Raw genomic sequence first — 24914 nt, forward strand, 5'->3', positions numbered from 1 at the left:
AATCAATGCCCGCCGACCACCATAGAACTGAACGGCGCCACATACGCCTGCAACGTCACCAGGCCACCGACCAGAATGGCCAGGATGATCGAGTGGAAAAACACATAACGCAGGATTTCCCCTTCATGCCCGTACCAGCGCGTGGCGGTGGAGGCCACCACGATTGACTGGGCGTCGACCATCTTACCCATGACCCCGCCGGAGCTGTTGGCCGCAGCCATCAACACCGGGCTGAGCCCCAGTTGCTCCGCGGTCACCCGTTGCAAGCCGCCGAACAGCACGTTTGACGCCGTGTCCGAGCCGGTCAAGGCCACGCCGAGCCAGCCGAGCAGGGTGCCGAACATGGGGTAGAAGATGCCCGTCGCGGCGAAGGCCAGACCCATGGTGGCGTCCAGGCCCGAGTAGCGGGTGAGGAATCCGAGGGCGAGCATCGCCACGATAGTAATCAACGAGTAACGCACCAGCCAGATCGTTCGCAGGTAATGGTGGATCAACTGCGGGATGGAGTAACCCATCAGCAACCCGCCTAGGATCGCCGACAACAGGATGCCGCTACCGGTGGCGGTGAACCAGTTGAACTTGTAGATCGCCTCTTCGGTTTTCGGCGCAGGCACCACCGGTGGAACCTTCTCGATCTGCTGGTGAATGGTGGTGAAGGTCAGCGTCGGGGCGAAAATAGGGTTGGCTTCGCGCATCGGTTTGCCTTGCGGGTCGAGTTTGGCCGAGCTGGTGGCCGGATCGATCGCCGCGCGAGTATCGAACATGTTTTTGAAGCTCTGGGTGCCCCAGGCGAACACAAAGATCGTGAGGATGATCCAAGGCATCCAGGCGCGCATCACCGCCGAGCGGTTTTCGCTGTTGAAGGTGGCGGTCGCCGTGGGTTGTACGTCGTGCTCATCGTCGATCTTTGAGTTGTCTACCCGCCCTGACAGCGCGGCGGAGGTATGGATGGTGGCCGGTTTCCAGACCTTGATGAAACCGGTCAGGCAGGCCATGGAAATCAGCGCGGCGATCACGTCCACCAGCATCGGTCCGTGGTAGTTGGAGACCAGGAACTGCGGCACGGCAAAACTGACGCCGGCCACCAGAATCGCCGGCCAGATTTCCAGCATCTTGCGCCAGCCGGCGAAGGCCCAGATCAACCAGAACGGCACGATCACCGAGAAGAACGGCAATTGCCGGCCGACCATCATCGACAGTTCCATCTCATCCAGCCCGGTCACCTTGGCCAGGGTGATGATCGGTGTGCCCAGTGCACCGAACGCCACGGGCGCGGTGTTGGCGATCAACGCCAGGCCAGACGCGGCCAGTGGCGAGAAGCCCAACCCGATCAGAATCGCCCCGGTCACCGCCACCGGCGTACCGAAACCAGCGGCCCCTTCGAAGAAAGCACCGAAGCAGAAGGCAATCAGCAGCAATTGCAGGCGTCGATCGTCGGTGATGCGCGCGAGGGAATCCTGCAGCACTTTGAACGAGCCGTTCTCGGTGGTCAGCCGATGCAGGAAGATGATGTTGAGCACAATCCAGCCAATGGGCAGCAAGCCGTTGGCGGCGCCGTAAAGTGCGGCCGAGCCAGCCATGTTCGCCGGCATGCCGAAGGCGAAGATCGCGATCACCAGCGCAGACGCCAGGGCCATCAATGCGGCCAGATGCGCCTTGATATGGAAAAACGCCAGGGCTGCCAGCATCACCACGACCGGCACTGCTGCCATGAGGGTTGAAAGTATCGGGTTGCCGAATGGATCGTAGATTTGCTGCCAGACCATGTTCCACCTCTGCTTTTTATTGTTGGGAGTGCAGACCCCGTGGGGGCGGTGGCTTCTAGTATAGGTGGCATTACGCCGCTGTCCTGGCAGGCCTGTTAGTGGGCCGCACTGAGCTAACATGGCCAATGGGTAAATGCGCTACTCGGACTTCAACGACGGGAGAAATGCAGCCATGACTGAACGCCATATGCACCACAAGGAAACGCTGTCGAACGGATGCAAGATCGAGGTCAAAGCCGAGATATTGAAGGACGGCTCACTGGGGATGTTCATCGGTGTTTACCGACCGGACGGCACGGCCATTTTTGAGGACCACGATCCAAAACCGCATCTGCTGGACATGGAGGCTGCCTTTGACTGGGGGATCGAAAAGGCCAAGACCCTCGGCAACAGTCAGAAAACTCTGTAAAGCCCGGTTTTGGACACCCTCATGAAGAAGGCAACAACCACCATGAAGAAAGAGCAGGTCGGTGCAAAGGAAGAAGAGGGCGCAGATTCGGCTTCTCAGTTGATCGACGCGAGAATCAAGGCGCTGGGAGATTGGCGGGGCGAGACGCTCGCTCGGGTCCGAACGCTCATCCAGCAAGCCGACTCCGACGTGGTCGAGGAATGGAAGTGGCGGGGCGTTCCAGTGTGGTCGCACGCCGGAATCATCTGCACCGGCGAGACCTACAAGCAGGTCGTGAAGCTGACGTTTGCCAAGGGCGCCTCGCTGGAAGACCCGTCCGGCCTCTTCAACACCAGTCTTGAAGGCAACACCCGACGTGCCATTGATTTGCATGAAGGTGACAAGCTCGATGAGAACGCATTGAAGGCGCTCATTCTCGCCGCTGTGGCGCTCAACACATCGGCACGAGCGGCCGCTCGTAGCAAACCGGCTGCTAAATCCTGATTCGTCTTCGCCGATCTGCCAGTCGAAAAGCACGCTGACGAGATGGCCGCAATCGATGTCTCTCGTCATGGCTTGTGAAGTGTGTTGTCGTACAACAATGCTCAGTCATCAAATTACCCATACCCTGCGTTTAACACCCGAAACGTCAAAGGGCCAATGGCCTCGCAACCAGCAGCTCGCGTGCGAAATCGCAATGTTAACGGGCGGTTCTTGTCGAGACGAACGGCTGTTTTTTCAGATTGACAGCCAGGTAGTGAACTCGATATAAAAGACACGGTTGTACGACGACAGACGATCTTCGGCTGTTAAACCCTAAAAATAAAAAAGAGTGTCGGCCCCATCATGAATCCAACCCGCCCGCGCATCTCCCTGAATGCCGCTTCCTATGGTTCGACCTTGACTGATTACCCATCCCCACAGTCAGGCCTGTCGCATACAACTGTCCCACCAAACGCCCGATAGCTCTTGCCAAATGTCCAACTCCTGCCGTTGAGCATGGAGTACCCATTTTCGAGCCCGCAATACAGTGGCGTGGACCCATCGCGTTTTTTGGCGATGCGTCACGACACAATTGATCTCGCTTGAAACCGAGAGATCATCACCATAATCCAACAATAAAGTGATGCCATGAATCTGAACGAGCCCATCAATCCGCAACGAATCGGCCAGGCCGTCGGCAAGTACCGCTGGACGATTTGCGCGCTGTTGTTTTTTGCCACCACCGTCAATTACCTGGACCGCCAGGTACTGAGTCTGTTGGCTCCGGATCTGTCGACGCAATTTGGCTGGAGTAACACCGATTACGCGAACATCGCCTCTGTCTTTCAGTTTGTGTACGCGATTTCCATGCTGTTCGCCGGCCGCTTCGTTGACAGGATCGGCACCAAGAAGGCCTATGTGGTAGCGATCTGCATCTGGTCGACCGGCGCGATCATGCACGCCTTTGCGGAGCCGATGGGCGAGGGCATTGCCGGCATCAGCAGCGCCTTGGGCCTTGCCGTCATCCCTGTTTCGATCGCAGGTTTCATGTTGTCGCGCGCCGTGCTGGCGATCGGCGAAGCGGGTAACTTCCCGATTGCGATCAAGGCTACCGCCGAATACTTCCCGAAGAAGGAACGCTCCTTCGCCACCGGTATCTTCAACTCCGGCGCCAATGTGGGCGCGATCCTGGCACCGATCTGCGTACCGCTGATTGCCGGCCTTTGGGGCTGGGAAGCAGCGTTCATCGTGATCGGTGCGTTGGGCTTCGTTTGGGTAGCGGTGTGGATTGCACTGTACGAAAAACCGGAGCAGCAAAAACGTCTGTCGGTGCAAGAGTTGGCCTATATCCGCAGCGATCAGGGCGCGCAAGCGCTCACCGGCACAGATTCGGGGGCCGCTGCCAAAAAAGTATCGTGGTTCAAATTGCTGACCTACCGCCAGACCTGGGCCTTTGCCTTCGGCAAATTCATGACCGACGGCGTGTGGTGGTTCTTCCTGTTCTGGCTTCCGACCTATCTGTCGGCGCAATACGGCATGAAGGGCCAGGCCATCGTGTTGCCGCTGGCCGTGCTGTACAGCATGACCATGGTGGGCAGCATCGGCGGCGGCTGGTTCCCGAGCTATTTCATGTCACGCGGTGACGCACCGTATAACGGTCGTATGAAAGCCATGCTGGTGATCGCTTTCTTCCCGCTGCTGGTACTGCTGGCGCAACCATTCGGTTACATCAGTTTCTGGGTGCCGGTACTGCTGATCGGCGTGGGCGCATCGGCGCACCAGGCGTGGTCGTGCAACATCTTCACCACTGTGTCTGACATGTTTCCGCAAAAATCCATCGCGTCGGTGGTCGGCATTGGTGGTTTGGCCGGCGGCTTGGGCGGCGTCGTGATGACCAAGACCGGCGGTTGGGTGATCGACCATTACAAATTGATCGGCGATATCCATACCGGTTACATGATCATGTTTGCCATCTGTGCGCTGGCCTATCTGGTGGCGTGGAGCGTGATGAAGGCGCTGGTGCCGCGCCATAAGGAAATCACCGATTTGTAAACGGCGACGCGATTGGCCTGCTGACGTCCCGTCCGCAGGTCATTCAACTGTTAGTCCTTGAGCATCTGTTTCACACCTTCGATACGGTCGTGCGTGGAGTTTTGCGCCTGGTCGCCCATGATGATCGCGATGTTGCCTTTGCCCGCCAGCCTGTCCTTCACCTGTGAGCTCGGTCCGCCGCCGTTTGCAATTACGGGTGCCGACGGCGGCGACATCACTGATCGCTGGGCCGAGACGTTGATGCGGAAGGAGTTGATGCGCAAGGTTTGGAATGACTGTCAGGCGACGGCACCTGTCATTTGACCCAGAGAGGTGCGTGACTGGCGATAGCATTTTTCCATCCTGCCACGCTTCCCGCAGGGCCAAATCGTTCTAAAAAGCCCGCCTTGCGCTTTGGAGTTTGTACTACTCTTGAAGTTGTAGGTGAAGACGCAGACTGATGCGCAAGCGGATGGCGAGGAAACGTGGGGCGCGTTCCGAAGGGTACACGGTTAGAAAGATCTCCGCGCTGAGATCCAGCCCTTATGCCGTGTGAAGCAGGACAGCACAAAACTGTTCTGTGGGAGTCCTGATAAACCTTGTAAGCCGGAGACCAGCACCGGCCACCTACTCGATTTACAAAGCCCGCCTTGTGCGGGCTTTTTCGTGTCTGCGGGATCCGTTTGTATCGGAACGTATCCCGCGCACTTGCAGCTACCTTCGCATACAAAACCAGGGCATTGGCGACACTTGCGCGATACACGGCGGCCTCCAAATAGAGCCACCGCATCCGCGGCAACCTCCGCGCGACTTTCCGCGCACCCATTGGAGAAATGCCATGTCCCGATTCAACCACCGTATTTCCGCTGGCATGCTCGGCGTCGCCGTTGCCGCGGCATTCACCGCCTTCGCTGGCCTCGCTCAAGCTGAAGAAGCGCCTGCGGGAAAAAACTGGCAGGCGGGTCTACACCGCACCGATCTGCTGCGCCAGGATCTCGACGTCGCCGGGCGTGAAGTGATCCAGGTTCTCGTTGATTTCGAACCGGGTGTGGTCTCCCCCAAGCATTCTCATCCGGGGGTAGAAGTGGCCCACGTCATCGAGGGCACGTTTGAATATCAGCTCGAAGGACGACCACCGATAACGCTCAAGGCTGGCGATTCCTTGTACATCCCGGCAGGCACTGCGCACGTCGCGAAGAATATCGGCGGGAACAAAGCGTCTGAGCTGGCGACGTACATTGTGAAGAAAGACACGCCGCTGGTCGTGCTGGAAAAGTAAACGAGGGATCGGGTTACCGGCGGTCACGACGCATTGCCATCGCGCGGCTTCCCAGCGCGATGGCCAGTGCGACAGCGATCAACACCAGCGCCACGGCGAAGGTGATCCGCAGACCGTTGGCAATCGCTTCGGGTCGCGCCGTTGCAAGGTCGACAGCGGCCACTGCGAGCGCGAACACCGCGCCCAAGGCTGACGCCCCCGTGATCAGCCCCAGATTGCGCGACAGGTTGAGCAGGCCGGAGATGACGCCTCGCTGGTCCGGCTGAACATCCGCCATGACCGCAGTGTTGTTGGCGGTCTGGAACAGGGCATAGCCGAGGGTTATCACGACCATGGGCAAGAGGTAGCCACCGATGCCGAACGTCTCCGGCAATACTGACAGCGTGAGGCATCCAGTCGCCATTGCCGCGAGCCCGGCGAGGGTCATGCGTTGGGCGCCAAAGCGGTCGGCAATACGGCCAGCGGGCACACCCGTCAGTGCCGCGACAAACGGCCCGACCGACAAGACCAGTCCAACCAGAACCGCATCGAGCCCCAGCCCATGCGCGAGGTAGAAGGGCCCGACCACGAGCGTCACCATCATCACGGTCGCGACGAGCAGGCTCATGGCGAGGCTGCCACTGAGCACGGGATCGCGGAACATCGCCAATCGAATCAACGGTGAGGTGACTCGAGCCTCGGCGAACACAAAGAGGCAGGCGCCGCCGCCCGCCGCCAACAGCAAGGCGATGTTGATCGGCCCGAAACTGCCTCGCCCAAGGGTCATCGCCAGCGCATAAGCGGCGAGTGTCAACGTTAGCAACAGTGTGCCCAGTGGGTCGAAACCGGCGCGATCGGTCTTGGATTTCTGGCGATCGGCGGGCAAGTAACGATGCGCGAGCACCAGCGTCAGCAAGCCCAGCGGCACGGTGATGAAGAAGATCGCCCGCCAGCCGAACCCGCCAATCAGCAGGCCACCGAGCGACGGCCCCATCGCGGTGCCAATCGCCGACATCGTCCCGAGCAAGCCCATGGCGCTGCCGGTTTTTGCCTTCGTCACCGTCTCGCCGACAAAGGCCATGGTCAGCGCCATCATGATTGCCGCACCGATTCCCTGCAGCGCCCGGGCGCCAATCAGCATCCATAGCGTGGGCGCCAAACCGCACAGGGCCGACGCCAGGGTGAACACGCCGATGCCGGTCAAGAGCAGCCGCCGACGGCCAGTGATGTCACCGAGCCGACCGACACTGACAATCAGGGTGGTGATGGCGAGAAGGTAGGCGAGGACGATCCACTGCACGTGCTGGAAGGAGGCGTTGAACACCTGCGCCAGAGTCGGCAAACCCACATTGGCGATGCTGGTGCCGAGCGAGGACAGCAGCATCGACAGTGAAAGACTGGCCAGCGCCCACCGAACAGAAGGTGTCTGTTGTGCACGCTCTGCGACTGCACTGATTGATTTCATGCTGTTCCTCTTTTCTGGCCACTCCCGAAGCGGAGCTATCAGAAAACTACGCCCCGGCCTAACATGGCGGAAGGCGCACCGTTTGCACTTGATACGTGCGTCCAACGCCATATCACTCTGCCGCGGGGCGCTGCATGTCCACTCCCGACCTCAACTTGCTGATCACCCTTGATGTGCTGCTCGCCGAAGGCAGCGTGGCGCGCGCCGCCAAACGCTTGCGCCTGAGCCCGTCGGCGATGAGCCGGGCATTGGCGCGATTGCGTGAAACCACCGGCGATCCGCTGTTGGTCAGGGCCGGACGGGGTCTGGTGCCCACCCCGCGAGCGCTCGAACTGCGCGAGCGGGTCAGTCAACTGGTGCAGGACGCAGAAGCGGTCCTTCGGCCTGCCGAGCAACCCGACCTCAAGCAGCTGAGCCGCACGTTCACGCTGCGCACCAGTGAGGGCTTTGTCGAGAATTTTGGCGCGGACCTGATTGCGCGCATCGCCGAGCAAGCCCCTGGCGTACGGCTGCGCTTCATGCATAAACCAGACAAAGACAGCGCGTCACTGCGCGACGGGACGGTCGATCTGGAAACGGGTGTGGTGGGGAAGGCCACTGGGCCGGAGTTGCGTACCCAGGGCTTGTTTCGGGACCGTTTCATTGGTGTCGTGCGAATCGGGCATCCTTTGAGCAAAGGCGAGATCACCCCCGCGCGTTATGCGGCGGGCAGCCACATCAGTGTCTCTCGGCGGGGGCTCGACAAGGGCCCCATTGATGAATCCCTTGAGTTCCTGGGACTGGAGCGGCAGTTAGCAACAATCGTTGCAGGCTTCTCTACTGCACTGGCGCTCGCCCGGACCACTGATCTGATCGCCAGCGTTCCCGAACGGCACACCGCCAGCCTGCGCGCCGGCATGCACAGCTTTGCACTGCCGTTGTCTCTGCCGGCGTTCACCGTCGCCATGCTCTGGCATCCGCGGCTGGATGCCGATCCTGTGCATCGCTGGTTGCGGGGTTGCCTTCGAGAGGTTTGTTCTGAGTAAAAAATTGTCAGATTTGATCTAATGTTCATTAGTGAAACTATGAAGTTTCACTTGTGTAACTTTTGCATGACTATTCTGGTTCTATAAGTGAGTAATTTTGGCATAAAAATACTTTGAACTTATTAATATACACGTGGTAGCTGAAAGGCTTTGTCGCAAATGGGAATTAACTGCTAATGCAGCTAAATGGCGCAACGCTATCAATGGTGGCAGTTAACTAGTAGTGAGCGTAGTTGTAATGTTTTAATTACTTAGTGTGTATAACCTGATGAAATATAAATGATTATGTTTTGGCGGTGATTAGGCGTTTTGTCGTGCCGCAGCGCGGTCAGCAAGTCGGGATCCAATTAAGACTAATGGCGAAATATTGGCGACCGATATATCAGAAAAATAACTTCATAATAATACTGACGCATTTCCGATGCGGTGCTAGTGTTTCTAACTCCTTTTAACCGTACTTGTCTGTCTGCAGAGGCCATGCGTCATGCCGACTCCAAATCCACGGATTGCGATACTGGGTAATAGAGTTCCAAGCTTGAATCTTCCGGAGCTTGAGCACTTCGCCGATCTGGGCAGCTTGTTGGCTGCACCCGCATTTGATGTCGTGCTGCTGGACCTGCCTGCGGTTTATTCCGGGCGGGTGCTTCGCAAGTTGCGCACCATTCACCCATATCGCTACAGCCTCATTTACTGTTGCCGTGATCAGAACGGCTGGTGCGAAGCCTTGGGTGATGGCGCGTGCCCTGTCGAATCCAGCGAAATAAGAACCTTCTGGGGGGTGTGGCAAGAACGCTACAGGTTGTTCAAACGGGGTTCTGCCCCCGAGCGTTTTGAAAGTCGGGTGCTTTCATGGTTGTGGTTGCGCGACAACGCCCACATCTATGCCCTTCGAGACCCGGAGGTGCCTCAGCATTATCGCTATCCGTTGCTGGATGCCCTGGCTGATAACGAGCAGGTCAATTCGTTTGTCTGGCTCAGTTTGATGGTGCAACAGGACTGGCTGGAGGAGGGGGTTCTGGTCGATCGCGTTCGCCTGTGTTCGGAGTGTGGCTCGGGCCGGCTCAATTACATTGATGTGTGTGCCGAATGTCAGGCCCTGGACATTTCACGGCAGCCTTCATTGCACTGCTTTACCTGTGGGCATGTGGGGCCACAGGAATCCTTTCTCAAAGACGGGGTGTTGTTGTGCCCCAACTGCTTGAACCGGTTGCGCCACATCGGCAGTGATTACGACCGCCCGATGGAGAACTATCGCTGTCGGTCATGTCAGGCGTTTTTTGTCGATGCCGAAGTGCAGGCGCGCTGCCTGGATTGCGGCCTGTCACACACGCCGGACAAGTTGCGAGTACGCGAAGTCAGAGATTTCCGACTGGCCGAGGCCGGCCGTTTCCGCTGCCGTCAGGAGTTCAGCGATCAAACAGTTCATCACTTCGGTCGACTCAATCTGTTGGGCGGCAAGGATTTCTATGACCTGCTGACCTGGCAGATGCAGGTCGTACGCCGCTACCAGTCGCCTGCCTTCTCATTGCTCGGTCTGCGCTTCGTCAACCTGGCCGGTACGTTGACTCGCCTGGGTGAACACCATGGCCATGCCTTCATCGATAGCGTGGCTGATCGTTTGAAGGAAACCGTCAGGGAAACAGACCGCTGCTCTCGAAGTACCGAAGAGTACTTCTGGATCATGCTTCCCCATACCGATGGCAAGGGACTGGAGACCGTCAAGCAACGCTTGAGCCGGGTCGCCGAGTTGTTTTCAGCACCGGAGGTCAGCGATATTTCCCTGCGTGTCGTCAGCATCACGGCGCCCCACGATCTTCTCGAACAAGAAGATGGCGAACTACTACTGGCCCGTTTGGCCAGTGAGTTGGCTTGACCGCCATGAGCCCTTTAATGGAGCAACTCCTCAACGCACTCAGCGGGCTCATGGGGCCGGATGGTTTGAGCCGGTTGTTTTTCATGCTTTTTCCGTTGTTTCTGATCTTTGAATTACCCCTGATGATCATGGTGATGCTGGGTGTGTTGCGCTGGTTCACACGTCGGCGCACCCGGGTGCCGAAGATCAGTGTCTATCGGCCCAAGGTCTCTTGCATCATTACCTGCTACAGCGAAGGGATGGATGTTCAGACCACGCTGTTAAGCCTGTGCGAGCAGACCTATCCCGGCCACATCGAGATGATTCCGGTGGTGGACGGGGCCACGGTGAACCAGCCGACGCTCAGCGCTGTGCGCAGTTTTAACGTGGATCCGCAGTTGTACCCCAGGCGTCATTTGCGCCCGATCGCCAAATGGCAGAGGGGCGGACGGGTGTCTTCATTGAACGCCGGCCTGTCGCTTGCCAGCGGTGAAATCGTGATGGCGCTCGATGGCGACACGTCCTTCGACAACAACATGGTCAGCTCCATCGTGCGCCATTTCGAGGACCCGTCGGTGCCTGCGGTCGCCGGTAGCCTGCGAGTGCGCAATGTCTGGGCGTCCTGGGTGACTGCGATGCAGGCGCTGGAATACCTGTTATCCATCCACATGTCGAAAATCGGTCTGGCCGAATGGAACCTGGTCAATAACGTCTCGGGGGCCTTCGGGGCATTCCGTCGCAGCTTTCTGGTGAAAATCGGTGGCTGGAACACGCACACCGCGGAGGATCTGGACCTGACGTTGCGCATCAAGAGTTACTTCAAGCGACACGACTTGAGGATTCCCTTCGAGCCGGAAGCGATTGGACACACCGATGCCCCGTCGACGCTCAGTCAGTTTCTGATGCAGCGCCTGCGCTGGGATGGCGACCTGTTTTTTCTGTACATCAGAAAGCACAACCACAACATCAACCCCAACTTGTTGGGCTGGCCGACCTTTCTGATGATCCTGCTCAGCGGCTTCTTTTTTCAGCTGGTGCTGCCGTTTCTCATCTTCAGCTACACCTTGCTGGCGTTATTTGTTCTGCCGGGCAAGACGCTGTTGTTTCTGTTTGTACTGATCTATGCGCTGTACCTGACGATCACCGCGATGTTGTTCGGCGCCATGTTGGTGATGGTGTCCGACCGACCTGCAAAGGACATCGTCCTGGGGTTGTTGGTGCCTTTCTTTCCTCTGTTCATGCTACTCCTGCGGTGCTGGAGCGCAGTGGCCATGCTCAACGAGATCTTTCGCCGGGGCCACGAAGAAAGCTCTATGGCACCGTGGTGGGTGCTTAAACGAGCCACGAGGTTTTGATTATGCGATCGATACTTCTGCTGCTGACGCTGTCGTTGCCCCCCACGTTACTGGCCGCACAACCCCTGCCGGCTCCGGCGGTGGGGGCGCCGTCGAGCCAATGGTCCCAGGCCAGTTATGTCTGGGACAGCGAAGCGTTGCTCGATCCCGATCAACGTAAGGCGGAGCTCGAGCAACTGCGTAAAGCCGGGATGGACAAGATCTACCTTGGCCTCAAGTCCTCCCAGTTGAAAGACCTTGCCACGACACGCCAACGGCTGGAGCAATTGTTGCGGGACGCGGCCGGCAAGGGGGTGCAAGTCAGCCTGTTGCTTGGCGATCCGGCCTGGATCGAGCCGCAGGAACGCCATCAGCTCACCGACTTACTGGCGAAGCTGAAGGGGCTTTCATTCACCAGCCTGCACCTGGACCTGGAACTCGAACAACTGGGCGTGCCGGTCCCTGATCAGCGCTTGAAGGACTTGCTCGATACCCTGCGCGCAGCCTCCGCAGCCAGCCCATGGCCGGTAGAAATCTCCAGCCACCATCGTTGGTTCGCTGAGGTAAAACCCGGAAAAACCTGTCTGCCGTGCGCGCTTCCCGAAGCGGGCGTGCGTCAGGTCAGCCTGATGATCTACACCCGTAACCCGAAAAATAGCGCACGAATGGCAGAGCAGATCGCCCAACGCTGGCCCGATCTGCAGTTTCGCCTGGCGCAAAGCACGGAGCCGCAACTGGATGCCACAGAATCCTGGGCCGGCGCGTCACCTGAGCAGTTGCAGCACCAGACCAGTGTCTGGCGCGAACAGCTGCAACCACGGGGGATTGCCGGCATTGACTGGCAAGCCTGGCGAGACTTTCCAAAACGGTGAGCCGTCATGAAGATTCGATTCGACAGTCGCAAAGAACTGAACCCCACCCAGGAACAGGGTTTGACTGTGCTCTACGCGCCGGGCAAACGCATGGCGTTTCGCGTGCGTTGGTATTTGATCCTGTTCCTGGTCGCGAGCCCCTTGATCTGGCTGGGAGGGAAGCTGGCTTACGGCATGTTGATGATCGACGCACCGGCGCAATTGCGCCTGCCAATTCTTGAGGTGCGCGCGCGGGATGCCGGACGGGTCGATCACCTTTTTGTCATGGCCGGTGAACAGGTCCAGATCGATCAGCCGTTGGTCAGTCTCGACAATCCCGAATGGCGTGCGCGGCTCTCGCAGCTCGCCGCGATGCCGACCAAAACGGTGCCCGCCACCAACACCAAACTGGACACGAGGGAGCGTCAGTTGCTCAGGACCCGAGTGAGCAGGACGGAGGAGCGCGTGCAGGTGCTTGAGGACCTCGTTTTATCAGGCGCCGTCTCTCGTGGAGAAGTGCTGGCCGCCCAGTCCGAACTCGACGCTTTTAAAGCAGACCTGTTGGCGTTCGAGCGCCGCGAACAACTGGCTCGTCAGTCGCCGTTGAGCGTTGAGCGCGAGATTATTCAGCAGGTCGCCGAGCAACAGTGGTTGAAGACGCGCCTCGCCGCATTGTCGGTCAAGGCAACGCAGAGCGGTCGAATTGCGGAGGTGTTGGTCTCGCCCGGCGAAAACGTCGGCGCCGGTACGTTGTTGATGCGCCTTGAGCGGGGTGAAGAGCCCCTGCTGTGGATTTATCTGGAACCGCTGAATATCAGCTACGCCGCGATTGGCCAGCCGCTGCGCGTTCGCATGCCCGATGGCGAGTGGTTGGCGGCCCATGTTGTCCAGGCCGTCGACAGCGCCGGTCGCACGCCGACGGTGTTGCGCGGGCCATTCGCTGCCAGCGAGATGGGCTTGCAGGTCGCCGCCCGGTTTGATCGCCCTCTGTCGCCGCGCTGGAGAATCGATCAACTGCCGTTGAATGTGCGCTTTCCCACCGACTGGGAACAAATGCTCAGTAACAGCCGTGAACTCATCGAGCAATTAGGCGACTTCATTGCAATGGATCGAACACCCACTACCGCACAGGGGAGTAAATAAATCATGACTGCTGATCGAATTCTTGTGACGGGCGGTGCCGGTTTCATCGGTTCGCACCTGGTCGAAGCACTGCTTGAAAGCGGTTATAGCGTTCGGGTACTGGACGATCTTTCCAGTGGAAAATTGTCGAACTTGCCGATTGATCGCTGCCATTTGACCTTGGTAGTGGGGGATGTCGCCGACGCGCCGACGGTGGAGCGCGCGATGAAAGACTGCAGCGCGGTGGTGCATCTGGCGGCGGTGGCCTCGGTGCAGGCGTCGGTCGATGACCCGGTCGCGACTCACCAAAGCAACTTCATCGGTACGCTGAATGTCTGCGAAGCCATGCGTCAGGCCGGCGTAAGACGAGTGGTTTACGCGTCCAGTGCGGCGATCTATGGCAACAATGGCGAGGGCATGGCGATTACCGAGGACACGCCCAAGAATCCGCTGACCCCGTATGCCGCCGACAAGCTGGCCAGCGAACATTTCCTCGATTTCTACCGACGCCAATACGGTCTCGAACCGGTCATTCTGCGGTTTTTCAATATTTACGGACCCCGTCAGGACCCTTCATCGCCTTATTCCGGTGTCATCAGCATTTTCAGCGAGAGGGCGCAAAAAAAACTCCCCATCACGGTTTACGGTGATGGGGAGCAAACAAGGGATTTTGTTTACGTCGATGACCTCGTAAAGGTCCTGGTACAGGCGGTCGGTGAGTCGGAGCCGATTATCGAACCGGTCAATGTCGGGTTTAACCGATCCACCAGCGTTAACGAACTCGTGGCGACGTTAAGCGAACTCCTGGGACGACCCGTGACGTTGAACCACGACGCGGCGCGTTCCGGTGATATCAAACATTCACGCGCCGACAACAGTCGCCTGCTTGAGCGTTTTTCCTTGAACTCACCGACCTGTTTTACCGAGGGTCTGGGTCAACTGCTCAGAAGTATTGATTCCGGGGGGCGGTAGCGGCGAGCTCAGTCGCCAGCAGGTGCTCCTCCAGCACATCGTTCAGGAACCGGAACTGATCATTAAGCCCGATCACTTCATTGTTGAAGTGATTGGCGGCCGACGGCATCAGCAACGCCTCGAAGTTTTTGTCGAACACCAGTTCGAACGTTTTGCGGGAAATGAATGACTGGGAATAGTAGTTACTGCCGAACACCGCAAAGCTCACGGCCAGAGTCACGGAGTGAATCATGACGTGCGCTCCTCGGACAGGACGTACCAGGAAAAAACGCTCAGTGTGACGGCCGTCAGGGCCAGGCAGGTCAGGAGATGGATAATCATGATTCGCCCCTCCGATGCGGGGTTTTGCGTTGAGTTAAGGCTGATCCTACGCTGACGGTTTTTGAGCGGAAGGCATTCGCGGCGATGGTGAATATCGACATAAGTGATGGTGGGATCATCGCCGACTGTTCCGGCCCCTTCGCGAGCAGGCTCGCTCCCACATTGGACCGCATTCTTCCGGGAGAACTCGGTTAAATGTGGGAGCGAGCCTGCTCGCGAAGGCGGCCTGAAGAACACCTCAATCCCAAGCGAACAAACACCGACACCTATACTCAAATTAATAGGCCTTTGAACACCGGACATCCCGTTCGGGCAAGTCTGTAGGAACCGCGATCTTGAACCTGCGTTCGCTGATCGTCGCCGTGTTGGTGGTGCTGGCGGGATGCGCCACGCCTGTGCGTGCCCCGGTGGAAGTGGTGCCGGTGATTGTTTCCCAAAGCACCTGGCAGATGGTGGACCAGGAGATTGTTGCGGCGTCGCAATCGGCCACCGAGCAGACCAAAATCTACGCGCGCGGTGCCATGGACTACTGGCGAACGCGGGTTTATCAACTGACCGAAGAGAACTTTATTCCGTGGTTCAGCAGTTACTGGACCCAGGAATGGCTGTCGATGAAGGTCAGCTGGTACACCCTCAGCGCCAAGGGAGAGCAGGATGCCTCGGCCAAGCGCCTGGCAGCCTATCTGCTGGAGCAATACCAAGAGCGTGTGCTGGCACCGGTCGCGGTGGAGATCGATCCCGACGCGATTCTCGGCCTGGCAACGGCGTTCTACGTGGACATTCTTCAGGAAGAACTGCAGAAAATCTCCCAGCGCCACGGAGTGCCCATGGCTCAGCTCAACGGGCGGATCCAGAAAATCCCGGCGATTGCCCTGGGGCCACCGCCTGCCCGCGACGCCTCGCTCTATCAGGTCGTGCACACCCAGCCGCTGAACACCTTGCCGGCCTACGCGGCGCTGATCGAGAAGATCCACAAGGCCGGCGGTGAGAAGGGGGTTGATTCGACAGATACCGCCATGGCGCCGGTGGCCAAGCGCGCCAGCCAACGGATGGAAGCCGAAATGGTCCCGCGAGGTGCGGCCAGTGCAGTGGCCGCTGCTGCGGGCAAATTGGCCGGGGGCTTGATTTCCGTGGGTGTGGCGGGGATTCGCGCGATTATCCAGGCCAATGACCGGCCTGACAGCGAGGCACTGATTCGCAGCAGTCTGGGTAACACGTTCGACAAGGCCTGGCTGAAGCTGGTGCAGAACCCGACCACCGGCGTGATGGCCGGTACGTTGTACTTGGCGGCGCAGATCGAGGGCAATCTGGCGGGGAGCGCCGAAGTACCGTCGGTCAGTTCGGGCAGCGGATCTGTCGATTGGGGGCCGACGGAATCGACTAACCAGCAGATCACCCCATAACCAAGGAGAACGACCATGTCCTACGTTGATGGCTTCATCGCAGCGGTACCCACCGCCAACCGCGAAAAATTCAAGAAACACGCCGAAACCGCCGCTGTCATTTTCAAGGAAAGCGGCGCCCTCAGCGTCGCCGAATGCTGGGGTGACGACGTCCCTGACGGCAAAGTGACCTCGTTTCCAATGGCGGTAAAACTCAAGGAAGACGAAACCGTGGTGTTTTCCTGGATCATCTGGCCCGACAAGACCACACGCGATGACGGCATGGAGAAACTCATGACCGATCCGCGCATGCAGCCAGACGTCAACCCGATGCCGTTCGATGGCCAGAGGCTGATCTTTGGCGGGTTCGAAATGATCGTAAAAGCCTGAAACCAACGACAGGATCACTCCGGCGTCGGGGTGATCCTGCAACTCTTGCGATTACGAATCTCGCTATCCGTCGGCCGCTCTTTGATGAACTCGAAGCGCGGCTCACCTTCGTTGTAATGAACCAGCCAGCCCCATTCCAGCTCGGACTCATCCTGACCGGGTTTCGGTGGCACAGCCCACCACGGTTCCTTGCTGATGATCTCTCGCATGGCCCCCTCCAGTTGAATCGTTTGCATGAACTATAACTTGGATGTCAGGAGGTGCCAGATATGAGCGACGAATCCCATGAGCCGTTAAAACGACTGTTTTTTGCCCTGAACTGCACACCCGAGCAACGTCGGGCCATTGCCCAATGGCGCAGCGCACTTGGGCTCAGGAGCGGACGCCCGGTGCCGGTGGAGAACTTTCATCTGACGTTGATGTTTTTGGGCGCTGTCGAGGTGGCGCAGATTGCCGATATCTGCACGGCCGCCGCCAATATTCGAACACCGGGTGTGCCTTTGAGGGTTGCGCTTGATCGGCTGGATGTCTGGCGCAGGGCAGGGGTGTTGGTGCTCGCTCCAGAGCAGGCATCACCGGAGTTGCTTCGGTTGGTTTATGCGCTTGAGCAGGCAATGCTGCCGTTCGGGTTTGAGGACTCGCCGAAGGAGTTTCGGCCGCATCTGACGCTGATGCGTGATTACCGGGTGCCGGTGCCAGAGTCCGCGACGCCGCCCGAGTTCTATCTGCGGGCCGATCACTTCACCCTGTTCGAATCCCATAAGGGTCGCTACCGAGCGCTGGCCGAGTGGCCGCTCGTTCCCTCATAAAAAAAGGCGCCCGAGGAGGGCGCCCAAATTCACCTTAACCGAGGAAGCCAGGTGAGGCCGTTCTGGAGAGAGGTGCAGCGGTGGTAAGGCGCTGCGTGAACGGAAAACAGTAAGCAGCAATTTTGATGTTGGATGTTATGGCCTCATCGCGAGCAAGCTCGCTCCCACAGTGGTCTGTGGTGGAGCACAGATTTGTGAACGACGCTGATCCCCTGTGGGAGCGAGCCTGCTCGCGATGGCGGCTTCGAGTGAATTACTTACCGAGCTTCACCCGCGTCCACCCGCGGGTCATCACCCGCTGAACACCAATCGGCATATCCGGAATGGCATACAACGTCGCCATCACAGCCTGCGACGGATACGACCCCGGATCATCCCGAATCGCTTCATCCACCAAAGGCGTGGCCGCCGCGTTGGCGTTGCTGTAGCCGATGTTGTTGGTGATCTCGGCGATGATGTCCGGGCGCATCAGGAAGTTCATAAACAGGTAGGCGTTTTCCACGTTCGCCGCGTCCCGAGGGATAGCGACCATGTCGTAGAAACTGCCCGCGCCTTCCTTGGGAATGCTGTAATCGATCTTCACCTTATCGCCCGCTTCTTGGGCGCGCGCCTTGGCTTGCAGCACGTCACCGGAATAACCGACCGCCACGCAGATGTTGCCGTTGGCCAGGTCCGAGATGTATTTCGACGAATGGAAGTACGCCACCGACGGCCGAATCTTCATGAACAGCGCTTCAGCTTCGGCGATCTGATCCTTGCTCTGCGAGTTCACCGGGTAACCCAGATAGTGCAGGGCGGCCGGGAGCATTTCAGTGGGCGAATCAAGGAAACTGATGCCGCAGGCTTTCAGCTTCGCGGCGTTTTCCGGTTTGAACAGCAGGTCCCAGGAATTGGTCGGCGCGTTGCTGCCGAGCACTTCCTTGACCTTCTCCGGGTTGAAGCCGATGCCGATCGAGCCCCACATGTACGGGAAGGCGTGGCCGTTATCCGGGTCGCTGGCGGCAGCATTTTTCAGCAGCACCGGATTGAGGTTTTTCCAGTTCGGCAGCTTCGACTTGTCCAGTTCCTGATAGACGCCAGCCTTGATCTGCTTGGCCAGGAAACTGTTGGACGGCACGACGATGTCGTAGCCGGATTTGCCGGCGAGCAGCCGTGCCTCAAGGGTTTCATTGCTGTCGAACACATCGTAGGTCACGCGGATGCCGGTCTCGTCTTCGAACTTCTTGACGGTGTCCGGGGCGATGTAATCCGACCAGTTGTAGACGCGCAGTACCTTGTCATTGGCCTGGGCGCCGGTAGCCATTGCGCCCAATAAGGACAGTGTCAGCAGAGTCCTGCCAAACATTTTCATCGGTACAACTCCATTTCTCTTTTTATTCAAAATCACACAGCAAAAAATGCAGTGAACACAAAACCTGTGCAGTAAACACAGAACATGTGGAGTAAACCCAAAACCTGTGGCGAGGGGATTTATCCCCGTTGGGCTGCGAAGCGGCCCTAAAACCTGCAACCGCGGTGTATCAGGTTCACCGCATTCACTGGTTTTACGACTGCTGCGCAGCCGAACGGGGATAAATCCCCTCGCCACAGAAGCTCCCTCGCCACAGTTAACTCAACAGCCTAGGCCGTCGCTTCTACCATTTGCTTTTTAGGTTGCTGCCAGGATTCGCTGGCGGTCTGGTCCATCGCTTCCTGGATCGCACGTTTGCGGGTCGCTTCGGCGCGGCGGCTGAAGAACCAGACCATGAAGGTCACGATCGAAACCGCCAACAGGATCAAGCTGGCCACGGCGTTGATCTCAGGCTTCACGCCCAGACGCACCGCCGAGAACACTTCCATCGGCAGGGTCGTCGAACCCGGGCCGGACACGAAACTCGCCAGCACCAGGTCATCCAGTGACAGGGCAAACGACATCATGCCGCCGGCCGCCAGTGACGGCGCGATCATCGGAATGGTGATCAGGAAAAACACCTTGAACGGCTTCGCCCCGAGGTCCATGGCGGCTTCTTCGATGGACAAGTCCAGCTCACGCAAGCGCGCCGAGACCACCACCGCCACATACGCCGCACAGAACGTGGTGTGGGCGATCCAGATGGTGACGATGCCGCGTTCCTGCGGCCAGCCGATCAGTTGTGCCATGGCCACGAACAGCAGCAACAGCGACAGACCGGTGATCACTTCCGGCATCACCAACGGCGCCGTCACCAAACCACCGAACAACGTACGACCTTTGAAACGCGTCACGCGAGTCAGCACAAACGCCGCCAACGTGCCCAGCGCTACAGCGGCAATCGCGGTGTAGCAGGCGATTTCCAGCGAGCGCAACACCGAACCCATCAGTTGCGAGTTGTCGAGCAAGCCGGCGTACCACTTGAACGACCAGCCGCCCCATACGGTTACCAGTTTCGAGGCGTTGAACGAGTAGATCACCAGAATCAACATCGGCAGGTAGATAAACGACAGGCCGAAAATCAGCATGAACTTTGAAAATCCGAAGCGTTTCATCCCCGTGCCTCCATCTCTTTGGCCTGGCTGCGGTTGAACAGCAGAATCGGCACAATCAGGATCAACAGCATCACCACCGCCAGGGCAGACGCCACCGGCCAGTCGCGGTTATTGAAGAACTCTTGCCACAGCACGCGACCGATCATCAGGGTCTCCGGGCCGCCCAACAGTTCCGGAATCACGAACTCACCGACCACCGGAATGAACACCAGCATGCAACCGGCGATGATCCCGTTCTTGGCCAGCGGCACAGTGATTTTCCAGAAGTTGTTGAAGTTGCTCGAACCCAGGTCCGACGCGGCTTCCAGCAGGCTGTTGTCGTGCTTCACCAGGTTGGCGTACAACGGCAACACCATGAACGGCAGATACGCATACACCACGCCGATATACACGGCCGTGTTGGTATTGAGGATCTCGATCGGGTGCGACGTCAGCCCGGTCCACATCAGGAAGCCGTTGAGCAAACCGTTGTTGCTGAGGATGCCCATCCACGCATAGACGCGGATCAGGATCGCGGTCCAGGTCGGCATCATGATCAACAGCAGCAGAACGTTTTGCGTTTCCTTGCTCGCTTTGGTGATCGCATAGGCCATCGGGAAACCGATCACCAGGCACATCAGCGTGCTTAAAAACGCGACCTTCAACGAGCCGAAGTAAGCCGAGATGTACAACTCATCTTCGGTCAGCAGCGAGTAGTTGCCGATGTTCAGCAGCAGCTGAAATTTCTGCTCGGCGAAGGTGTAGATCTCTGAGTAAGGAGGAATGGCCAGGGCCGCTTCCGAGAAGCTGATCTTCATCACCAGGAAGAACGGCAACAGGAAAAACAGGCACAGCCACAGGAAAGGAATCCCGATGACGAGCTTTCGACCACTCGGCATCAGCCGCATAAACTGCTGATTGAGTGTTTTCATGAGCGCAGTACCACGCCGCTGTCGTCTTCCCACCACACGTAGACCTTGTCGTCCCAGGTCGGACGTGCACCACGGCGTTCGGCGTTGGCCATGAACGACTGCACAACCTTGCCGCCAGGCAGTTCCACGTAAAACACCGAGTGACCGCCGAGGTAAGCGATGTCATGCACCTTGCCGCTGGACCAGTTGTAGCGGGTATCGGGTTGGGTAGTGCTGACCAGCAGTTTTTCCGGGCGGATGGCGTAGGTGATCGACTTGTCCTGCACCGAGGTGCTGACGCCGTGACCGACGTAAATCTTCTGCTCCAGGTCCGGGCTGTGAATGATCGCGTGACCTTCAAGGTCTTCCACAACCGTACCGTCGAAGGCGTTCACGTTGCCGATGAATTCGCAGACCATGCGGCTGACCGGGGCTTCATAGATGTCGACCGGGCTACCGATCTGGGCGATCCAGCCCAAGTGCATGATCGCGATGCGTTGGGCCATGGTCATGGCCTCTTCCTGGTCGTGGGTCACCATCACGCAGGTCACGCCGACGCGCTCGATGATTTCTACCAACTCCAGTTGCATCTGCGAGCGCAACTTCTTGTCCAGCGCGCCCATCGGTTCGTCGAGCAGCAACAGCTTCGGACGCTTGGCCAGGGAACGAGCCAAGGCCACACGCTGACGCTGACCGCCGGACAACTGATGGGGTTTGCGTTTGGCGTACTGGGTCATGTGCACCAGCCGCAGCATCTCTTCAACGCGGGCGTCGATTTCGCTGGTGGACAGACGATCCTGCTTCAGGCCGAAGGCGATGTTCTGCGCCACCGTCATGTGCGGGAACAGCGCGTAGGACTGGAACATCATGTTGATCGGCCGTTCGTACGGCGGCATGTCGGTGATGTCGACACCGTCTAGCAAAATCCGGCCTTCGGTCGGGCGCTCGAAACCTGCGAGCATGCGCAGCAGGGTCGATTTACCCGAACCGGAACCGCCGAGCAGGGCGAAGATTTCCCCTTGATGGATCTCAAGCGAGACATCGTCCACCGCGGTGGTTTCGTCGAATTTCTTGGTGACGCGGTCGACTTTCACCAGCACCTTTTTCGGTGACTGGTGACCTTCAAGAGCCTTCCTGTAGATGCTGGAGGCGTTTGCCATGTGAAACTCCCAACAGGTTTCAGTCGTCGGGCCAACGCGGCCTGACTTAATAGTTGATTGCAAGCCCGAGCTGTACGATGTCAGTGAATTCGGCAGTGCCCCCTGTAGGAGTGAGCCTGCTCGCGATAACGGTGGATCAGTCAACATTGATGTCGCATGACACATTGCAATCGCGAGCAGGTTCACTCCTACAGGGGTATTGCGTTTGACTCACTGGCATCGCCCGGCCTGGGCTTATTCGGCGCCGCCATCCTGGCTGCCTGGGTCGTACTTGTTGTTATTGCAGTGTGTTGTTTCGCAAGTCACGGACGCGCAAAGGCACGCCCGCCTGACTCGCGGGGGCAGTAAAGGGTTGTTTTAAGTCAGCGGGTTTTACGCAACGCCGCCCGTCGCCGGCACGCATCACCGAACGCCTGGAAAATACTCAAGTAGGGCGGGTTCGAAAGCACCTGCCATTCCGGGTGCCACTGCACACCGACGGCAAAGGTCGGGCTGTGTTCCACCGAGATCGCTTCGATCAGGCCATCCGGCGCGATGGCTTCCGCACGCAGGCCGGGCGCAAGTCGGTCGATGCCCTGGCTATGAATCGAATTGACCTGGAACACCTGCGGCAAATCCAGTGCCTGGAACACACCGCCCGGTTGCACGTTGACCGCGTGAGCCGGTGCGTATTGCACCGCCAAATCCGGATGATTCGCTTCCCGGTGATCCAGCATGCCGGGGAGTTCGTGGACCTTCTGATGCAGGCTGCCACCGAACGCCACGTTCATTTCCTGAAAGCCCCGGCAGATGCCGAGCACCGGCACGCCGGCCGCAATGGCCGCACGCAATAAGGGAAGGGTCGTGGCGTCCCGTTGCGGATCGTGATCCGTGCCGGGGGCGCTGTCGGGGCCTTGATAGTGGAAAGGTTCCACATTCGAGGGCGAGCCGGTCAGCAGCAGACCGTCGAGCTGCGCGAGCAGGTCATCGATTTCGGTCAGATCGCCTAAGGAAGGAATGACAACCGGCAGCCCCAAAGCCGCGACGCTGACAGCACGCAAGTACTTGTCGCCGCTGACATGGTAGGGGTGCAGGCCAATCTGTTTGACGCACGCTGTAACGCCGATCAATGGCTTGAGTGCCATTTTTATCACCTCGAAGTTTCACACTTGAACGAGCTTTTCCGGAGCTTAGCCTTGTTGATTTTAATTAACAACTCTCATGTAAAAAATTCTAAACGCCGCACGTCCGATCTTCAGGATTTACACGGTGTGCAAGACTGATTTGGCACTCTCGTGCCCAAGAAAGGCCAGAAAATAAAGGTTGAAAGGCCAAGTGTTCGCTATTGACTTCACTTTGCCGTTCGGGTTGACTGGGCTCGCAACAAGGTAGTGAACATAATAATTAACAGCTAATAGGTGCATCATGTCGGTCCCTCTGCGTACCGTTCAACTCAACGAAGCAAACGCATTCCTTAAGAAATATCCTGAGGTTTTGTACGTCGACCTTCTGATTGCGGATATGAACGGTGTGGTGCGCGGCAAGCGCATCGAGCGCACCAGTCTTCATAAGGTTTACGAAAAAGGCATTAACCTCCCGGCGTCGCTGTTTGCTCTGGACATCAACGGTTCTACGGTGGAAAGCACCGGCCTGGGTCTGGACATCGGTGACTCAGACCGAATCTGCTTCCCCATCCCCGATACCCTCAGCATCGAGCCATGGCAGAAGCGCCCGACCGCGCAACTGTTAATGACCATGCACGAACTCGAAGGCCAGCCGTTCTTCGCCGACCCTCGCGAAGTGTTGCGTCAGGTCGTGAGCAAGTTCGATGACATGGGCCTGACCATTTGCGCGGCGTTCGAACTCGAGTTTTATCTGATCGACCAGGACAACGTGAACGGTCGTCCGCAATCGCCACGTTCGCCGGTCTCCGGTAAGCGTCCGATGTCGACCCAGGTCTACCTGATCGACGACCTCGACGAATACGTCGATTGCCTGCAAGACATCCTCGAAGGCGCGAAAGAGCAGGGCATCCCTGCGGACGCCATCGTCAAGGAAAGCGCCCCGGCGCAGTTCGAAGTGAACCTGCACCACGTCAACGACCCGATCAAGGCCTGCGACTACGCGGTGTTGCTCAAGCGTCTGGTGAAGAACATCGCCTACGACCACGAGATGGACACCACGTTTATGGCCAAGCCGTATCCGGGCCAGGCGGGCAACGGTTTGCACGTGCACATTTCGATTCTCGACAAAGAAGGCAACAACATCTTTGCCAGCGAGGATCCCGAGCAGAACGCCGCACTGCGTCACGCGATCGGCGGTGTGCTCGAGACCCTGCCGGCGCAGATGGCGTTCCTGTGCCCGAACGTCAACTCGTACCGTCGTTTCGGCGCGCAGTTCTATGTGCCGAACTCGCCGAGCTGGGGCATCGACAACCGTACCGTTGCGGTACGTGTGCCGACCGGTTCGCCGGACTCCGTGCGCATCGAGCATCGCGTAGCGGGCGCCGATGCCAACCCGTACTTGTTGATGGCGTCGGTCCTGGCCGGTATTCACCACGGCCTGACCAACGAAATCGAGCCGGGCGCACCGGTGGAAGGCAACAGCTACGAGCAGAACGAGCAGAGCCTGCCGAACAACCTGCGCGATGCACTGCGCGAGCTGGACGACAGCGAAGTCATGGCCCGTTACATCGACCCGATGTACATCGACGTGTTCGTGGCGTGCAAGGAAAGCGAGCTGGCCGAGTTCGAGAACTCCATTTCCGACCTTGAGTACAACTGGTACTTGCATACGGTTTGATTGCTTGAACCCGGTTCCAGGCTGAAAACCCGATCAACTGTGGGAGCGAGCCTGCTCGCGATAGCGTCGCATCAGTCAGCATTGATGTCGCCTGATTCACCGCTATCGCGAGCAGGCTCGCTCCCACAG

At 58.4% G+C, this 24914-nt stretch carries 23 protein-coding genes and 2 pseudogenes; 15 read left to right on the forward strand and 10 right to left on the reverse strand.

Features of this window, described 5'->3' with window-relative positions; all coding sequences use genetic code 11:
- Positions 1-2: 2 nt before the first annotated feature.
- Positions 3-1766, reverse strand: a complete 1764-nt coding sequence (locus tag ACA056_RS12270; protein WP_497273046.1) for an L-lactate permease — start codon at positions 1764-1766, stop codon at positions 3-5.
- Positions 1767-1938: 172 nt separating this feature from the next.
- Between ACA056_RS12270 and ACA056_RS12275 the strand changes: the two genes are divergently transcribed.
- The 3 genes from ACA056_RS12275 (at position 1939) to ACA056_RS12285 (ending at position 4689) form a co-directional block, all read left to right on the forward strand.
- Positions 1939-2175: a hypothetical protein gene (locus ACA056_RS12275; protein WP_008151753.1), complete on the forward strand. Its 237-nt coding sequence runs from the start codon at positions 1939-1941 to the stop codon at positions 2173-2175.
- 42 nt (positions 2176-2217) lie between these two features.
- Positions 2218-2658: a DUF1801 domain-containing protein gene (locus ACA056_RS12280; RefSeq protein WP_497273531.1), complete on the forward strand. Its 441-nt coding sequence runs from the start codon at positions 2218-2220 to the stop codon at positions 2656-2658.
- A gap of 627 nt (positions 2659-3285) precedes the next feature.
- Positions 3286-4689, forward strand: a complete 1404-nt coding sequence (locus ACA056_RS12285; protein WP_497273049.1) for an MFS transporter — start codon at positions 3286-3288, stop codon at positions 4687-4689.
- 53 nt (positions 4690-4742) lie between these two features.
- Here ACA056_RS12285 and ACA056_RS12290 read toward each other — a convergent pair.
- Positions 4743-4844, reverse strand: a pseudogene (locus tag ACA056_RS12290) (rhizopine-binding protein); the annotation flags it as partial.
- On the opposite strand from ACA056_RS12290, the pseudogene ACA056_RS12295 reads away from it, so the two are divergent.
- Both ACA056_RS12295 and ACA056_RS12300 read left to right on the forward strand, forming a co-directional pair.
- A pseudogene (locus ACA056_RS12295) lies at positions 4831-4992 on the forward strand (sugar phosphate isomerase/epimerase); the annotation flags it as partial. The pseudogenes ACA056_RS12290 and ACA056_RS12295 overlap by 14 nt on opposite strands.
- 514 nt (positions 4993-5506) lie before the next feature.
- Positions 5507-5947, forward strand: a complete 441-nt coding sequence (locus tag ACA056_RS12300; protein WP_497273051.1) for a cupin domain-containing protein — start codon at positions 5507-5509, stop codon at positions 5945-5947.
- Positions 5948-5960: 13 nt separating this feature from the next.
- Here the strand turns inward: ACA056_RS12300 and ACA056_RS12305 are convergent, their stop codons facing one another.
- On the reverse strand, positions 5961-7391 hold the full coding sequence (locus tag ACA056_RS12305; RefSeq protein ID WP_497273053.1) for an MFS transporter: 1431 nt from the start codon (positions 7389-7391) through the stop codon (positions 5961-5963).
- A 134-nt stretch (positions 7392-7525) separates the two neighbouring features.
- On the opposite strand from ACA056_RS12305, the gene ACA056_RS12310 reads away from it, so the two are divergent.
- The 6 genes from ACA056_RS12310 (at position 7526) to ACA056_RS12335 (ending at position 14547) form a co-directional block, all read left to right on the forward strand.
- Positions 7526-8416, forward strand: coding sequence for a LysR family transcriptional regulator (locus ACA056_RS12310; RefSeq protein WP_497273055.1), 891 nt, complete (start codon positions 7526-7528; stop codon positions 8414-8416).
- Between the two features lie 535 nt (positions 8417-8951).
- On the forward strand, positions 8952-10289 hold the full coding sequence (locus ACA056_RS12315) for a TackOD1 domain-containing metal-binding protein (RefSeq protein ID WP_497273057.1): 1338 nt from the start codon (positions 8952-8954) through the stop codon (positions 10287-10289).
- Between the two features lie 17 nt (positions 10290-10306).
- Complete coding sequence (locus ACA056_RS12320) at positions 10307-11623, forward strand: glycosyltransferase family 2 protein (protein WP_497273059.1); 1317 nt, start codon at positions 10307-10309, stop codon at positions 11621-11623.
- Positions 11624-11625: 2 nt separating this feature from the next.
- A complete protein-coding gene (locus ACA056_RS12325) occupies positions 11626-12474 on the forward strand; it encodes a hypothetical protein (protein ID WP_497273061.1) in 849 nt (282 codons plus the stop codon).
- 6 nt (positions 12475-12480) lie between these two features.
- Complete coding sequence (locus ACA056_RS12330; protein WP_497273063.1) at positions 12481-13596, forward strand: HlyD family secretion protein; 1116 nt, start codon at positions 12481-12483, stop codon at positions 13594-13596.
- Between the two features lie 3 nt (positions 13597-13599).
- On the forward strand, positions 13600-14547 hold the full coding sequence (locus ACA056_RS12335; RefSeq protein ID WP_497273065.1) for an NAD-dependent epimerase/dehydratase family protein: 948 nt from the start codon (positions 13600-13602) through the stop codon (positions 14545-14547).
- Here ACA056_RS12335 and ACA056_RS12340 read toward each other — a convergent pair.
- On the reverse strand, positions 14519-14779 hold the full coding sequence (locus ACA056_RS12340) for a hypothetical protein (protein WP_497273067.1): 261 nt from the start codon (positions 14777-14779) through the stop codon (positions 14519-14521). The genes ACA056_RS12335 and ACA056_RS12340 overlap by 29 nt on opposite strands.
- Positions 14780-15203: 424 nt before the next feature.
- Here ACA056_RS12340 and ACA056_RS12345 point away from each other — a divergent pair, with 424 nt between their 5' ends.
- Positions 15204-16271 (forward strand): hypothetical protein, encoded by a 1068-nt coding sequence (locus ACA056_RS12345; RefSeq protein WP_497273069.1) that lies wholly within the window; start codon positions 15204-15206, stop codon positions 16269-16271.
- A 15-nt stretch (positions 16272-16286) separates the two neighbouring features.
- Complete coding sequence (locus tag ACA056_RS12350) at positions 16287-16640, forward strand: DUF1428 domain-containing protein (RefSeq protein ID WP_497273071.1); 354 nt, start codon at positions 16287-16289, stop codon at positions 16638-16640.
- A gap of 14 nt (positions 16641-16654) precedes the next feature.
- On the opposite strand, the gene ACA056_RS12355 is transcribed toward ACA056_RS12350, so the two are convergent.
- Positions 16655-16849, reverse strand: coding sequence for a hypothetical protein (locus tag ACA056_RS12355; protein ID WP_033056474.1), 195 nt, complete (start codon positions 16847-16849; stop codon positions 16655-16657).
- A 60-nt stretch (positions 16850-16909) separates the two neighbouring features.
- On the opposite strand from ACA056_RS12355, the gene thpR reads away from it, so the two are divergent.
- Positions 16910-17449: an RNA 2',3'-cyclic phosphodiesterase gene (thpR, locus tag ACA056_RS12360; protein ID WP_497273073.1), complete on the forward strand. Its 540-nt coding sequence runs from the start codon at positions 16910-16912 to the stop codon at positions 17447-17449.
- 253 nt (positions 17450-17702) lie between these two features.
- Here the strand turns inward: thpR and ACA056_RS12365 are convergent, their stop codons facing one another.
- The 5 genes from ACA056_RS12365 to ACA056_RS12385 all read right to left on the reverse strand — a co-directional run bounded on the left by ACA056_RS12365 (position 17703) and on the right by ACA056_RS12385 (position 23128).
- Positions 17703-18800 carry a polyamine ABC transporter substrate-binding protein gene (locus ACA056_RS12365; RefSeq protein WP_497273075.1) on the reverse strand — a complete coding sequence of 366 codons (1098 nt, stop codon included), beginning with the start codon at positions 18798-18800 and terminating at the stop codon, positions 17703-17705.
- A 269-nt stretch (positions 18801-19069) separates the two neighbouring features.
- Positions 19070-19954 carry an ABC transporter permease subunit gene (locus ACA056_RS12370; RefSeq protein WP_497273077.1) on the reverse strand — a complete coding sequence of 295 codons (885 nt, stop codon included), beginning with the start codon at positions 19952-19954 and terminating at the stop codon, positions 19070-19072.
- Positions 19951-20832: an ABC transporter permease subunit gene (locus ACA056_RS12375; protein ID WP_497273532.1), complete on the reverse strand. Its 882-nt coding sequence runs from the start codon at positions 20830-20832 to the stop codon at positions 19951-19953. Before ACA056_RS12375 ends, ACA056_RS12370 begins: the two co-directional genes overlap by 4 nt.
- Before the next feature lie 29 nt (positions 20833-20861).
- On the reverse strand, positions 20862-22004 hold the full coding sequence (gene potA / locus ACA056_RS12380) for a polyamine ABC transporter ATP-binding protein (RefSeq protein WP_123367913.1): 1143 nt from the start codon (positions 22002-22004) through the stop codon (positions 20862-20864).
- 362 nt (positions 22005-22366) lie between these two features.
- The gene (locus ACA056_RS12385) at positions 22367-23128 is read right to left on the reverse strand and encodes a gamma-glutamyl-gamma-aminobutyrate hydrolase family protein (RefSeq protein ID WP_497273079.1); all 762 of its coding nucleotides are present in this window, start codon (positions 23126-23128) and stop codon (positions 22367-22369) included.
- Between the two features lie 280 nt (positions 23129-23408).
- On the opposite strand from ACA056_RS12385, the gene ACA056_RS12390 reads away from it, so the two are divergent.
- On the forward strand, positions 23409-24785 hold the full coding sequence (locus ACA056_RS12390) for a glutamine synthetase family protein (RefSeq protein ID WP_033056466.1): 1377 nt from the start codon (positions 23409-23411) through the stop codon (positions 24783-24785).
- Positions 24786-24914: the final 129 nt, after the last annotated feature.

Source organism: Pseudomonas sp. LBUM1666 (assembly GCF_059695775.1).